This is a genomic window from Actinomycetes bacterium, assembly GCA_024222295.1.
In the GTDB taxonomy this organism is placed as follows: Bacteria; Actinomycetota; Acidimicrobiia; order Acidimicrobiales; family Microtrichaceae; genus JAAEPF01.
Genome location: JAAEPF010000025.1, coordinates 207,790 through 221,929, shown reverse-complemented (window position 1 = coordinate 221,929; position 14,140 = coordinate 207,790). Strand labels below are relative to the sequence as shown.

The following is a 14,140-nucleotide window of genomic DNA, read 5'->3' as shown; positions in this document are numbered from 1 at the left end:
AGTGGGAGCTTCCGAGCCCATCAGTCTGACGCGCCTATTCCCTGAGGTAGCTGTGTTCGATGTTCGTGGCGGCACGAGCGCAGGTTGTGAAGCAAGCTGACTCGCATTATGTTCGGTGTTCGTGGCGGCACGATCAGAGTCTGAAGGTCCCAGTGGGGCAACAACTGCTGAGTACTCCCGCGAACTCGGCGAGGCCATCGAAGCCCTGGGGCTCGACGTCTGGGTGCACGGGGACCATGTAGTCGCCGACGGTACTGCGATAACCCTTCCCGTCACCGAACGTGCCCACCCGCACCCGGGCGTCGTTGCCGGCCTGGTGGCAGACCACGAGTACCCAGGGCTGATGGTTGCCGACCGGCTCTCCGAGAGCGCTCGGCAGGTCTTGCGCGATGCCGGTTGGTCCTGGCTCGACCGACGCGGGCACATGCGGCTGTGGCTGCCCGGCCTGCGCATCGACGCTCCCATCGGGCTGGGCCAGGACACCCGCAGCGCCGTCACCTCGCCGTGGACCCCGGTCGGACTGGAGATAGCCCTGCATGCGCTGCTGCACCCCCAGCTCGAGGTGTCGGCCCGCAGCGTCGCACGCGACACCGGGCGTAGCGCAGGCGGAACGCAGGAGATCCTCAACCGCTTCGTGTCCGAGGGGTTGATCGGCTCACAGAGCCGACTGCCGCTGCTGCCCGACCTGTTCTGGGAGACGGCGTCGCACTGGCCCGACGATGGCTGGATGCCCCTGCCCATCGCCATGGAGGAAGCCGCGTGGATCGCCGGCTCCGATGAGCTGGTGCGGGTGGACGAACGTGCCGCCACACTCGGCGGTGCCCGGATCGCCGCTGCGGCCGACCTGCCTGCGCGCTGCTACGCCCCGAAGGCTGCGGTGCGAAGGCTTCGTCCCCACAGCCGCACCGACGAGCCGGCACGCACATGGGTTCGCCTGGCGCCCGTCACCTGGATCCCGGAGCTGGCCGGTTTCGAACCTGACGAAGCCCACCCGTGGCGCATCGCTCACCCGATCGTGTGTGCCCTGCGGCTCGCGACCGACGAAGCCCGCGGTCGCGAGATCGTCGAGGACTGGGGCGTAGTTCCTGAATGAACGACACACCCCACAACGCCCCGGCGACCGTGGTGCTCACAGGCCGCCCGGGGGGAACCACACACCTGGCGGTCGAGGCCCTCGCAACCCTGCCCCAGGAGTTCGTTCTCATCGGTGGGCTGGCCGTCCTCTGCCGCGTCGGGGTCCCGCACAGGGCGACTGTCGATCTGGACACGCTCGCCCGCAACCTCGAGGGATTCCATCCGGAACTCCAGCATCTGGCGCTGTCATCCAGCGGCGGTGGCCAGTACGTGATGCCGGGTCGCCTGGACCTGGACGTGATCGATGTCGCCACCGAAAGCGCCGAGGACGTGATTGCAGACCTGTCCGCACAGGGCGAGCTGAGCGACCTCGAGCTGAACGTGATCGCCCACACCTGGGCACATGACACCGCCACCGACGTGGCGATCGCGGTGGTCGACGAAGATGGCTCACCGCTCATCGGGCGGGTCGACCGGCTCGTGGCGAGTACGGCGGGCCTGGTCGCCATGAAGGCAACGACCGTGCCCTTGCGGGCGTCTTCCAAGCCCGAGAAGAAGGCGAGCGACCTGTATGACCTGGCGAGGTTGCTGGTGGGAGCAGTTGGCGCCGCCGAGGTCAACACTGCGCCTGACGAGTTGCGCGACTTCGTGCTCGACGCGCTGCATCGTCACTTCGTAGATGACCGGGGCCGCGATCGCACCTACCGCGAGATCCGCCGGTTCGACGAGGTCGCAATCGACATGGACGAGGTCGCCGGTTCGGTGGAAGACCTGGCCACCTGAGGGTCGGGGGCCACCAAACGGAGGGCGCCGACTAGAGGGTCACCTGCGGGTCCCGGTGTTCGTCGGGATGGCGCAGTTCCTTCACCAGCAGTGTCCCGGCCAGGGCGACAACCGTGGCGGCTGCAGCGACCATGCCGAGTTCCACACGCAGCAACAGGTCACTGCTCGACACGGCTGTCACCAGGAGGAAGACCACCACCGCGACACCCCAGGGCCAGCCGGTCTCGTGCTGGTGGTGGAGCGCGATCTGGGCCTGGTTGACCGTCATTGCGGTCATCATCAGCATCGATGCCAGTGTGAGCAGTCCCATGTCGCGGGCGCTCAACACGAAGTCGGAGCCGAACAGCAGCTCCACCAGCCACGGACCGACAGCGGCGGAGAAGGCCACAGCCACCACCGTGAGCCCGGCGATTCCGATGAGCAGGAGACGCATCAACCCGCGGAATTCAGTCATCTCGTCCGACGCGGCGTGGTGCGAGAGCCGCGGCAGGATGAACGCCTGTACGGCCTGGAAGAAGAACAGCGGAACCCGCGCGATCACCAGGCCCGACAGGAAGATCGATGCCTTGTCGCCGTCGGCGTCGCTGGCGAGCACCTCCACCGCAATGGTGCCCGAGTTCAGGATGACCGAAGTCAGCAGGGCGGTTAGCAGCAGGTGGGCGAAGCTGCGCCTCAGTGGGCCCCAAGGCGCGGGCTCGCCCTTGCCTCCAATCTGGGTGCCCCTGACCATCGGTGCGACCGAGCCGATGAAGGCCGACGACGTCACCACGATCGCGAACGCCATCGGTGACGCCACACCGGCGAGCGCCAGCACCAATGCGGGTATGGCCTTGATGGATGCGTCGACCACGAAGAACGTCGCGTATCCGTAGTAGCGCCCCGATCCAGCCAACAGGCCCCGCACCACATACGACAGCCCGACACCGAGGATTCCGTAGAGCAGGGCCAGCACAAACGAGAAGCTGCCCCTGAACAGGGCGCTCGCGAGCACCGGACTCAGTGCCAGCACCAGCACTGCCAGCCCCCCGAACAGGACCGCGCCCATCCTCGATACCTGGCTGACCAGGGCACCGAATGGCTCTCCGCGGGCGCGTCGTGCCGAGATGGATCGCGAGAGTTCCTGCTCGATCGGCAGGAACAGGCCGGTGCCGACCAGGTAGAGGCTGGCCCAGAGCACCGAGACCTGTCCGGAGTCCTCCGCTCCAAGTGCGCGTCCGGCAGCGGCCAGGAAGATGTAGGCGGCCAGGCCGTTGATGCCCAGCCCGATGCCCATGGCCAGCGGACCAGCTGACTCGAGGCGCTCGCGAAGCCCCGCCGGCGAGGTCCCGGGTGCTTGGTCAGGGGATTCCGGGTCTCTGTTCATAAGATCGGGGCGATGGTACCCCCGGCCCCAGAGGTGGACGCGGCTTCGCCCCCACCACCGCAGACTTCCCTGGTGGGCGTCGTGGTCCTCAACTGGAACTCCGCGTGGTTCACGCGCCGTTGCCTACGCTCTCTCGCCGCCCAGGACTACCCGGCCGACCGGATGAGGGTCGTGCTGGCCGACAACGGTTCGGTCGACGGATCCCGCGAGGAGCTCGCGGCGTGGCTGGCCCGCCCTGGCTCGCCGGATGTGGAGCTGATTGACAACGGCTCCAACCTCGGGTTCGCCGAGGGGTGCAACCGGGCCATTCGCCACCTTCTGGAGCCAGGCGTCGCACGAGTCGACCACGTAGCACTGCTCAACAACGACGCTTGGGCCGAGCCGGGCTGGCTGCGCGCGCTGGTCGAGGTGATGGAGGCCTACGACAACTGCGCGGCGGTTTCGTCGCGCCTGCTTCTCGAGCCCGGGTTCGCTGCGGTGGAGGTCGACTCGCCGCCGGGCCGGATCGAGCTCAAGGGAGCCCGGGTTGCGGCTCCCGACGGCACTGGCTCGTTCGATGTACTCGACCGGGTGCGCACCGACGGGTTCTCCGACGAAGGCGCGCTCGAGTGGCCGGCTCGGCGAATCTGGCAGCTTGCAGCCGGCAGTTCCGGGACAGTCTGGCTGCCGGCAGGTCCGGCGCAGACCGCCTCCAGGGTCACCGTTGCCGAGCCCGGCGGACCCGATGTCGACTTCGAACGCTCGGTTGGCGCGGGGCGCACCACGCTGCTCAACGGCTTGGGCACCGGCATCAACGAGTCGGGTGAGGGGTTCGACATCGGCTACGCCGAGCCCGACCCCTGGGCCGCACGGCCGACGCCGCCCGACGCTGCGCACTCGGAAGTGGTTGACGGTTTCTGTGGTGGTTCGGCGCTCCTGCGGGTCGACGCACTGGAGCAGGTCGGCCTGTTCGACCCGGCGTTCTTCGCCTACTACGAGGACACCGATCTTTCGTGGCGACTGCGCAACGCCGGCTGGGAGGTGCGCACGGCGCCCGCATCGGTCGCCCACCACGCGTTCGGTGCATCCGGCGGGGGAGGATCTCGCTGGCACCTGTTCCTCGACCGGCGCAACTGGTTGGTCACCAACTTCCGCAACGGCGACGGGCGCGCAGTCAAGCGTGCGCTGGGCTGGCTGTGGCGGGGGGCGTGGCGGCTGTTCCGGGTCAACATCTTCGGCAAGGCACGACGAGGGCAGCGCATCCAGGTGGAGCCGTTCTGGACCTGGAAGAAAGCAGCCATTGCCGCGTCGTTGCGTATCCCCGGCGCACGACGCCAACGACGGCCGGGTTGGAGCGAGAGCGACCGGGTGCGTGGCCTGTTCCAGCCGGGCGGCTCCCCGAAGGCACCGGAGCCGTGGCCCGGCGGGCCCCTGGTCGTCTACGTCGACGTGGGCGAGACCATCAAGGCCGGCTACCGCGCCGGCATCCAGCGCGTCGTATGCGCGCTGGTGACTCACCTTCCGGCAGCGAGCAACCAGCTCGAGGTTGTGCCCATCCGCTGGAACGAGCGCAACGGCGGGTTCCGTCGCGTCACGGCGGAGGAGTACGAGTCATTGTTGCGCGCCGGAGGAAGCCCTGAGTTGCCCGACGAACCGCCCGCCGTTGCGGGGGTCAAGGCCGCCTTGCGGTCGGGGCTTGGGCGACTCGGAGTCCTGGGCGCGGTCCGGCGGCGCCGCGAGCAGGTCTTCGGAAAGCAGCAGCGTGAGCTCGAGGACTCGCTGATGCTCAACCGCCTCGAGCCGGGAGCGGTGCTGCTGGAGGTCGACGCTGTGTGGAACGAGCTCGAGGTCGACCGCGGGGCGCTGCTTGCGGACCTGCGCCGGTCCGGGGTGCATGTCGCGTCGTTCATCCACGACCTGTTGCCGGTGGAGAACCCCGACTGGTTCGCGCCCAAGCTGCGCAGAATCTTCGACCCGGCGGCCCTTGCCCAGCTCCGTGAGTCCGAGTTGTTGGTCTGTGCCTCGGCCGCCACCCGCGAGCAGATCCAGCGGGTCGCGGACGACGCCGGCATCCAACCGTCACCGGTGTCGGTGGTGCCGCTCGCCACCGAAGACTGGAACACCACGGGTCGGACGGAGACGAGTGGCGAGGGGGCCGTGTTGCCGGCTGGTGTGCGGGCCGGCGAGTTCCTGTTGGTCGTTGGCACCCTCGAGCCGCGCAAGAACCACGCGCTCGCCATCGACGTGTTCGACCGCCTCTCCGGACAGTTCCCCGACCTGCAGCTCGTGCTTGCGGGCAGGCCAGGTTGGGGCAACGACGAACTCATCAGCCGAATCGAGGGCCACCCCGACCGTGGCGGTCGGTTGCGCTGGCTCGACGACGTGCACGATGAGGAACTCGACGCGCTCTACCGCAACGCACGGCTCGTGCTCGTGCCCAGCTTGTCGGAGGGGTTCGGCCTGCCGCTCGCCGAGGCCCTCGGCAGGGGAGTACCGGTGCTCGCCTCCACGGGCGGTGCGCTGGCGGAGCTGGGTGGCGACGCCGTGGAGCACCTCGACCCCCGCGACGTCGATGGCTGGACCGCGGCGGTGTCGCGACTGTTGTCGGACCCCGAAGCGCACCAGAGGGCACGTAGTGCCTCGGAGGGATTCGACGGCGAGACCTGGGACAGCACTGCAGCGGCCGTGGCGGACGCCCTGCTCGGCAGGTTCCGCCCGGGCGACGCCTGAGACTTTGTTGAGAATTCGTTACAGTCATCGCAACATTGCCCCGCGCGGTGTTAGCGTATTCACCGTCAGTGCGGGCGCCCTCGGCCCGCGACGAGGTCGGGACTCATAACGAATGAAGCTTCTTCGTCGCTTCGCCGTATTGGGCGCGATGGCGTTGTTGTTGCTGATGGCGCCGTTGCCACAGCTGTCCTTCACCGAGCAGGCGGTCGCGGCCACGGTCGACCTGCCGCCACCGGATGAGGCGACCGCCGAGGAGATGGCTGAGGTTCAGGCCGCCGCCGACGAACCCCTCGACACGCCGCGCGTGCAGGCCGTCGACGAGCAGGTCGAGGAGTTCTCCCTCATGGCGGTCGTGTTCGACGAGCCCACCGAAGAGCCGGTGATGCTCAGGGTGCAGAACACCGACGGATCCTGGACCGGGTGGGCAGAGCTCCACGCGGATCCCAACGAAGGACCCGACAACCCCACCAACTGGGGCACCGTGCCGTTCTGGGTGGGTGCCGGCCAGGCCTATGAGCTGAACCTGGATGCCGACGATGCCGAGGTTGCGCGAGTGGTCCTCGTGCGCAACGAGACCCGCCGGGCCATCACCGTGCAGGAAGAGGTAGCGGGCGCGTCCACACAGGCCCCGTTCGGCATCAACCCGCGTTCGGCATGGAACGCCCGCGCCGTCGGCTCGATGAGCTACGGCAGCACGATCAAGAAGGCCGTGGTGCACCACACGGTGTCGGGCAACAGCTACTCCCAGGCGCAGGTGCCCGGGATCATCGCCGGCATCCAGGCGTACCACCTCGACGGCCGCGGTTGGTCCGACATCGGATACAACTTCCTCGTCGACAAGTACGGCGGCATCTGGGAGGGCCGGGCCGGCGGCATGGATCGACCGGTGATCGGCGCCCACGCAGCCGGGTTCAACACCAACACCGTGGGCGTTTCGGTGATCGGCGACTACACCCAGACCAGCCCCACTGCTGCATCCAACGAGGCCGTCGCCCGTGTGGCGGGCTGGAAGCTGTTCCTCGGCAACCAGGAGCCGCTGGCGACGTCCAACTTCACCTCCGGCGGCGGGCCGAGATTCCCTGCCGGCACCGTCGTGAACCTCCCCAACATCGTCGGTCACTCCGACGTGGGGTCCACCGCCTGCCCCGGAAGCGTGCACGCTGCGCTCGGTGCGATCCGCCAGCGCGCCCAAGAGTGGTTCGTCTACACCCGCGAGGTCTCCGGGCCGGTCGGTAACCTCGAGTATCTGGGTTCCTCGGGATCCACGGTGACGGCGGTTGGCTGGACGCACGACCTTGATGGCGACAACCCGGTCCAGGTCAGACTCGACGCCGCCGGTAGGTCGGCCACAACCACCGCCAACGGCCCTCGTCCCGACGTGCAGGGTGCCTACCCCGGATACCCGGCCAACACGGGATTCAATGTGGAGGTCACGGGGGTACCTCCGGGCTACAACAACATGTGCGTGCGCGCGATCAACCAGAACTACGGCAACGACCTGACGTTCCCCTGCAAGTGGATAAACGTCGGTGATCCGGCCGGAACCAGCCCGACCGGGTCCATAGCGGCTGCGAATCCGCTCACCGGTGGAGTCGAACTCGGCGGCACCGTCCGGGACCCGAATGGACGGGTCCAGTCCGTCAAGGTCGAGATCGACGGCGCGATCGTGGCTGAAGCGGCCCTGCCTTCCGGGGACCTGTGGCTCGCCCGCGTGATCGGCATAACGGCCGGCCGCCGCAGGATCTGCATGATCGCCGACAACGTGGGTGCGGGTGTCAACACCCGGTTCGACTGCAAGTGGGTTGACATCCCGGGCGCATCGCCCTTCGGCTTCTTCGATGGGTTCTTCCAGGATGGCGACTACGTCAAGGTCAGTGGTTGGGTCATCGATCCGGAAACCAAGGGTCCGCTGTCGGTCCACATGATCTACGACGGCAGTACGTCCTGGGCGATCCCCGCCAACAGGTCCAGGCCTGATGTGGCAGCCATATACCCGGACTACGGCCCCAACCACGGTTACGAGTTCGAGATGCGGATGTCCAAGGGCACCCACACGCTGTGCGCCGTCGCAATCAACACCGGTTGGGGTGCCAACCCGCTGCTCGGCTGTCGAACGGTCACAGTCAAGTAGTTCGGATTCCTCCTGACGTCGCCGACAGCGGTCAAGATGGCGGCAATGAAGTTCCTGCTGGTCTCCACCGACCATACGAGCGCCACCACGCGTGTGCTTGCTGCCGGTCTGGCTGACCACAACCCGCACGCCCGGGCTGTGGTGTTGGAGGCCGGCCTGCGCTCGCCAAGGTTGATGGCCGGCGGCGACGGGGCCGTTCCGCAGGTGGACTTCGGGGGCCTTCGCTGGGCCGACTTCGTGTTGGCGCTTGGTCAGAGGCGTGCCGGTTGGGCTGCGCTGCCCTGGGTGCTGGAGTGGCTGGCCGTCGAGGGAGAGCTCGATGAGGCGGACTCGGTGGCGGTGCTCGACGATTCGTTCGCCGTACTCGGAAGCCTCGAGTCGCTGTTTGCAGCCGACGGAGCCATCGCAGCACGCGCCCGCCATGTCGATGACCGGCTGGGCGCATGGGGGGGTTTCGCACCCGGACTTGCCGTGGTGCCAGGACCGCAGTCGTGGGTGGGTTGGTGGAAGGACCGTGCGCTCGACCGCGTGCGCGGCGCCGCCGGCACGACGGCGGACCCCTGGTGGGATCTCCCACTCGACGCACGCACCATCACCGACCCGGCGCTGTGCCTATCGCCGTGGACCGCTGGCCAGATCGACCTGGATGCCTCCGGTGGAATCGGCGCAACCGGGGCACAGCCGCTCCTTGTCGACTTTGCAGGCTTCGATCCCTGCCAGCCGTGGTGGTTCTCGCCACCGGGAGGAGAGCCAACGGTCGCACTCGACAAGGTGCCCGCGCTGGCAAGGCTGTGTGACCAGCACGCCGAGCGCCTGTTGGCGGCCGGATGGAGCGCAACTGGCGGCAGCGAGCCTGATCTCCTCCTGCCGGGTGTCCGGGCCACCGATGAACTGCGCTCCTGGTATCGCGGGCTGCTCGCGGAGTCAGCGGCCACCGGTGGGGAGTTGCCCCCCAACCCACTCGTGCCGGGCGAGGTGCGGACGTTCGTGGAGCTGCTCGATGCCCCCGGCGAAGCTGATGGCACGGGTGTGAACCGCCACGTGGACCTGCTGGTCGACCGCAGGGAGGACCTGCTCGACGCGTTCCCCCATGCACGCTGGCAGGACCGGCCCCGTTTCGGCCGATGGCTCTGGAGTCATGGCCTGAGCGAGGGCGACAGCTCGCTTCTCACGTTGCCGGATCCACCGGCCCCGCTGGCGCCGGTGGTAAACGCCGGTGCGCGCCGGCCTTTCGGTGTGAACCTGGTCGGGTACCTCGGCGCCGACCTCGGCCTCGGCGTGGCGGCCCGGCGGATGCAACGGGCCTTCGACGCCGCCGGCATCCCGCACGCAGCGGTGAGCTACGACCGCACGTCGTCGAACCTGCGCGTGGGCGCGACCGGCGACACCACCGCTCCGTACCACTTCAACCTGTTGCTGATCACGCCCGACCAGCTGCCCCTGTTCGTGGAGGACGTGGGGGAGGGGTTCCTGGCCGGCCACCACAACATCGGCCTCTGGTACTGGGAGAGCGACGCGGTCGCGCCCCAACAGGAGGCAGCTTTCGGGTTGGTCGACCAGATCTGGGTGGCCACCCACTACCTCACCAAGGCGTTTTCGGGCCACGAAGGCACCCCGGTGCGCGTGGTGCCTTCACCGCTGGTGTTCGACCGCCCCGCCCCGGAGCTCGTCGACCGCACGCGGCTGGGCCTCGATGACCGGTTCACGTTCCTGTTCTCCTTCGACCACCTGTCGGTGTCGGAGCGCAAGAACCCCCTCGGGCTGGCCGAGGCATACCGACGCGCGTTCCCCGACCCCGACGGTGGCACCGCCCTGCTGTTGAAGTCGATCAACGGCCACATCTTCGCCGAGGACCACCAGCGCCTCGTGCACGAGACCTCCGACCGCGCCGACATCATCGTGCGCGACGAACTCCTGCCGGCAGCCGATCGGCTGGCGCTGGTGGCCGCGGCCGATTGCTATGTGTCGCTGCACCGCTCCGAAGGGCTCGGGCTCACCATGGCCGAGGCGATGGCCGTGGGCACACCGGTGATCGCCACCGCCTACTCGGGCAACCTCGACTTCATGTCGTCCGACAGTGCCCTGATGGTGCCCGCAACCGAGGTGGAGGTCGGCCCGGGCCAGTACTACCCGGCGCATGGGCACTGGGCCGAGCCTGACCTCGACGCAGCCGCTGACCTGATGCATCGCGTGCGTTCGGAACCGGGACTGTCAGCGGGCCTCGAGTTGGCCGCTGCGGCAGCGTTGGCCGAGTTCTCCTACGACAAGGTCGGCAAGGTGGCCGAATCGGCCCTTCTGGAGGCCTGGAAGTCGACCGCACCCTGACGCTTCGTTCGCGTGGAAACAGCCCGAAGCTGGTAGAACTGGGTCACGTGAAGGGACTGATCCTCTCCGGCGGAGCCGGCACGCGGCTGCGGCCGATCACCCACACGAGCGCCAAGCAGTTGGTGCCCGTGGCCAACAAGCCGATCCTGTTCTACGGCATCGAGGCCATGGTCGCCTCGGGCATCACCGAGATCGGGATCATCACCGGCGAGACCGGCCCCGAGGTCGTGGAGGCCGTCGGCGACGGCTCGCGATTCGCTGCCAATGTCACCTACATCCCCCAGGACGCCCCACTCGGGCTGGCCCACTGCGTGCTGATCGCACGCGAGTTCCTCGGCGACGACGACTTCGTGATGTACCTGGGCGACAACATGCTCCAGCAGGGCCTGGGTGACTTCGTCGGCCGGTTCGAGGCCGACAAGCACGCATCTGCCAGCCAGCGGCTCGGTGAGGACACCGCTCCTCCCGCCGCCCAGATCCTGCTCTGCCCGGTTCCGGACCCGCAGCGCTTCGGCGTAGCCGAGGTCGACGCCGAGGGCGCCGTTGTGCAGCTGGTCGAGAAGCCGGAGAACCCGCCGAGCAACCTCGCGCTGGTGGGCGTCTACCTGTTCACCGCGGCGATCCACGAGGCAGTGGAGTCGATCGAGCCGAGTGACCGCGGTGAGCTCGAGATCACCGATGCGATCCAGTGGCTGATCGATGATGGCCAGCGGGTGCGTCACGACGAGCTCGAGGGTTGGTGGCTCGACACCGGCAAGAAGGACCCGCTGCTCGAGAGCAACCGTCGGGTTCTCGAGACCCTCGAGCCCCGGTTCGAGGGCGACATCGACTCGCAGAGCCAGATGGATGGCCGGGTGGTGGTGGAGCCGGGCGCCAAGATCGTCGACTCACACATCCGCGGTCCGGTGGTCATCGGGTCGGGTGCGGTGATCGAGCGCTCCTACATCGGCCCGTTCACTGCGGTCGGCGACGACTGCCGGGTGACCGACTCCGAGATCGAGCACTCGGTGATCCTGCGCCGTTCGATCATTGAAGGCGTCCCGCGCCTTGCCGACTCGCTGATAGGCCGCGACACCGAGGTTCGCCGCTCCCAGCAGCGTCCCGCTGCCACGCGGCTCATGATCGGCGACCACTGCAACGTCGACATCCAGTAGCGAGCCGAAACCCGTCGGGCGGGACTCGCCCGGTGTTTCGACCTAGCGTGGGCACGCGCCACGCCGCCCCCGATCCGAAAGGCCCCCCGTGTCAATGGCAGATGTGACCGCAAGCGAGCTGATCGACGGTGTGCACATCGTGCGCCCGAAGGTGTTCGGCGACGACCGCGGCTACTTCGTGGAGACCTACCGGCGCGAGTGGATCCCCGGTGGGCGCGAGATGATCCAGGGCAACCGGGGCAACCGCGTGGCCGGTTGCCTTGTGGGCCTGCACTACCACCTGCACCAGGCCGACTACTGGTATGTGCCGTTCGGTCACGCCCGGGTCGTTCTCCACGACCTGCGCCAGGGCAGCCCGACAGACGGCGCCACACAGATGATTGACCTCGGTGAGGTCGACGGTGGCCCCAACGAGCACCTCGGGTGCTACATCCCGCCGGGCGTGGCGCACGGGTTCGCCTCGATCACCGACATGGCAATCACCTATCTGGTCGACGGCTACTACAACCCGGCTGATGAGCTCGGAGTGGCGTGGGACGACCCCGACATCGCAGCCGACTGGGGCATCGATGGTGAGCCGATCCTGTCGGACCGCGACCGGTCGAACCCGAGGCGCACCGAGATCGAGCCCATGTGGCAGCCCCATTCGTCGCTTCGCACCTGAGTGCCGGGACCTGTCGCCACTGTTTCTGTACGCCCTTGACGCGCTGACCTGAGAGAAGGGAACGAATGAGGATCTTCATCACCGGTGGAGCCGGGTTCATCGGCTCCAACTACGTCCGCCACATCCTGGCCAACACCGACGACTCGGTAACCGTGTTCGATGCGCTCACCTACGCCGGCAACCGCGAGACGCTCCGCGAGTTCGACGACAACCCGCGGTTCAGCTTCGTGCACGGCGACGTCTGCGACCGCGATTCGGTGCGGGCCAACCTGCCCGGCCACGACGCAGTGGTGCACTTCGCAGCCGAGAGCCACGTCGACCGGTCACTGCTTGATCCCGACGTGTTCGTGCGCACCAACTGCATGGGCACCAACGTGCTCTGCGACGTGGCCGTCGATGCCGAGGTGGAGCGGTTCCTGCACATCTCCACCGACGAGGTGTATGGCTCGATCGAGGACGGCTCGTTCTCCGAGACCGACATCCTCCAGCCCCGTTCTCCCTACAGCGCAGCCAAGGCGGGCTCCGACCTGATCGCACTGGCCTACTACGAGACACATGACCTGCCGGTCGTGCTCACCCGGTCGTCCAACCAGTACGGGCCCTACCAGTTCCCCGAGAAGCTGATCCCGTTCTTCGTGACCAACCTGCTCGATGGCAACACGGTGCCGCTCTACGGCGACGGACTCAACGTGCGTGACTGGCTGTTCGTGTCCGACAACTGCCGTGGCGTTGACCTCGTGCTGCGCGACGGGCAGCTGGGCGAGGTGTACAACATCGGCGCCGGCAACGAGCGCACCAACCGCGACATCACCGACCGCCTGCTGGCGATGCTCGGCAAGGACGAGTCGTCGGTGGAGTATGTGGAGGACCGCAAGGGTCACGACCGCCGCTACTCGATCACCCACGACAAGGTCGCGGCACTCGGATGGCGGCCCGAGACGTCGTTCGAGGATGCACTCGAGCAGACCGTCGCCTTCTACGTCGACAATCGCGACTGGTGGGAGCGGCTCAAGGCCCGGGTGAAGAACCGGTGAACACCCGCGTGGAGCGAGACCGATGAGGATCATCGTCACCGGCTGCAACGGCCAGCTGGGCACTGAGGTCATGGAGTTGCTGTCGCCTCAGGGCCAGCACGAGGTGATCGGCCTCGACCTGCCCGACCACGACCTGACCGACCGCGATCACGTGCTCGGGGTGATCACGTCCAACCAGCCCGACGCGATCATCCACGGCGCCGCGTTCACCGCCGTCGACGCCTGCGAGGAGCAGGTCGACCTCGCCTACCAGGTCAACTGTGCGGCCACCCGGTTCGTTGCCGACGGTGCCCGGCGTGTTGGCGCACACGTGGTGTACGTGTCGACCGACTACGTGTTCGACGGCACCAAGGATTCCCCCTACGTGGAATGGGACACCCCCAACCCGCAGTCGGTCTATGGCCGCACCAAGCTCGGCGGCGAGATGGAGATCGACCCGCGCTGGTCGATCGCCCGCACCTCCTGGGTGTGCGGCTACCACGGCAACAACATGGTCAAAACCCTGCTGCGCCTCGCAGACGAGCACGACACGGTCAGCTTCGTCGACGACCAGATCGGCCATCCCACCTTCGCCGGCGATCTCGCCCGCATGGTCACCAAGCTCGCGGTCGAACGAGTGCCGGGCGTGTTCCACACGACCAACCAGGGCGCTGTGAGCTGGTACGAGTTCGCTCAGGCGGTGTTCGAGGCAGCCGGCCATGACCCCGGGCGGGTGAGTCCGATCTCCACCGGGGAGCTGCAGCCGCCCCGCCCGGCGAAGCGGCCCGCCAACTCGGTGCTCGACAACATGGCCTGGCGCATGCACGGCTTCGAGCAGAGCCGCGACTTCCGCGAGCCGCTCGCGGAAGTCGTTGCGAGGCTGGGGGCCTGACCCGTGACGGACCCGGCGCCCGCGCTGACGGC

General features: G+C 67.9%; 10 protein-coding genes. 9 read left to right on the top strand and 1 reads right to left on the bottom strand.

Annotated elements, in window-relative coordinates:
- Window positions 1-121 precede the first annotated feature (121 nt).
- Complete coding sequence (locus GY812_10615; protein ID MCP4435929.1) at window positions 122-1,093, top strand: hypothetical protein; 972 nt, start codon at window positions 122-124, stop codon at window positions 1,091-1,093.
- On the top strand, window positions 1,090-1,857 hold the full coding sequence (locus GY812_10610; GenBank protein MCP4435928.1) for a nucleotidyl transferase AbiEii/AbiGii toxin family protein: 768 nt from the start codon (window positions 1,090-1,092) through the stop codon (window positions 1,855-1,857). The genes GY812_10615 and GY812_10610 overlap by 4 nt, the downstream gene beginning before the upstream one ends.
- A 31-nt stretch (window positions 1,858-1,888) precedes the next feature.
- Here GY812_10610 and GY812_10605 read toward each other — a convergent pair whose 3' ends face one another.
- Entirely contained in the window at window positions 1,889-3,220 is a 1,332-nt protein-coding gene (locus GY812_10605; GenBank protein ID MCP4435927.1) for a hypothetical protein, read from the bottom strand.
- A gap of 72 nt (window positions 3,221-3,292) precedes the next feature.
- Here GY812_10605 and GY812_10600 point away from each other — a divergent pair, with 72 nt between their 5' ends.
- The 7 genes from GY812_10600 (at window position 3,293) to rfbD (ending at window position 14,108) form a co-directional block, all read left to right on the top strand.
- Window positions 3,293-5,929, top strand: a complete 2,637-nt coding sequence (locus GY812_10600; protein MCP4435926.1) for a glycosyltransferase — start codon at window positions 3,293-3,295, stop codon at window positions 5,927-5,929.
- 112 nt (window positions 5,930-6,041) lie between these two features.
- Entirely contained in the window at window positions 6,042-8,060 is a 2,019-nt protein-coding gene (locus GY812_10595) for a peptidoglycan recognition protein (protein MCP4435925.1), read from the top strand.
- 45 nt (window positions 8,061-8,105) lie between these two features.
- Window positions 8,106-10,385, top strand: a complete 2,280-nt coding sequence (locus GY812_10590; protein MCP4435924.1) for a glycosyltransferase — start codon at window positions 8,106-8,108, stop codon at window positions 10,383-10,385.
- A gap of 47 nt (window positions 10,386-10,432) precedes the next feature.
- A complete protein-coding gene (locus tag GY812_10585; protein ID MCP4435923.1) occupies window positions 10,433-11,539 on the top strand; it encodes a glucose-1-phosphate thymidylyltransferase in 1,107 nt (368 codons plus the stop codon).
- Between the two features lie 88 nt (window positions 11,540-11,627).
- Window positions 11,628-12,203, top strand: coding sequence for a dTDP-4-keto-6-deoxy-D-glucose epimerase (locus tag GY812_10580; GenBank protein ID MCP4435922.1), 576 nt, complete (start codon window positions 11,628-11,630; stop codon window positions 12,201-12,203).
- Between the two features lie 65 nt (window positions 12,204-12,268).
- Window positions 12,269-13,237, top strand: coding sequence for a dTDP-glucose 4,6-dehydratase (gene rfbB / locus GY812_10575; protein MCP4435921.1), 969 nt, complete (start codon window positions 12,269-12,271; stop codon window positions 13,235-13,237).
- Between the two features lie 22 nt (window positions 13,238-13,259).
- A complete protein-coding gene (gene rfbD / locus GY812_10570) occupies window positions 13,260-14,108 on the top strand; it encodes a dTDP-4-dehydrorhamnose reductase (protein ID MCP4435920.1) in 849 nt (282 codons plus the stop codon).
- Window positions 14,109-14,140 lie beyond the last annotated feature (32 nt).

What these genes read in the sequence shown, in the direction of transcription:
- GY812_10610 (MCP4435928.1), top strand. Translation starts at nt 1,090, where the DNA reads ATGAACGACACACCCCACAACGCCCCGGCGACCGTGGTGCTCACAGGC.
- GY812_10605 (MCP4435927.1), bottom strand. Translation starts at nt 3,220, where the DNA reads ATGAACAGAGACCCGGAATCCCCTGACCAAGCACCCGGGACCTCGCCG.
- GY812_10595 (MCP4435925.1), top strand. Translation starts at nt 6,042, where the DNA reads ATGAAGCTTCTTCGTCGCTTCGCCGTATTGGGCGCGATGGCGTTGTTG.
- GY812_10590 (MCP4435924.1), top strand. Translation starts at nt 8,106, where the DNA reads ATGAAGTTCCTGCTGGTCTCCACCGACCATACGAGCGCCACCACGCGT.
- rfbB (MCP4435921.1), top strand. Translation starts at nt 12,269, where the DNA reads ATGAGGATCTTCATCACCGGTGGAGCCGGGTTCATCGGCTCCAACTAC.
- rfbD (MCP4435920.1), top strand. Translation starts at nt 13,260, where the DNA reads ATGAGGATCATCGTCACCGGCTGCAACGGCCAGCTGGGCACTGAGGTC.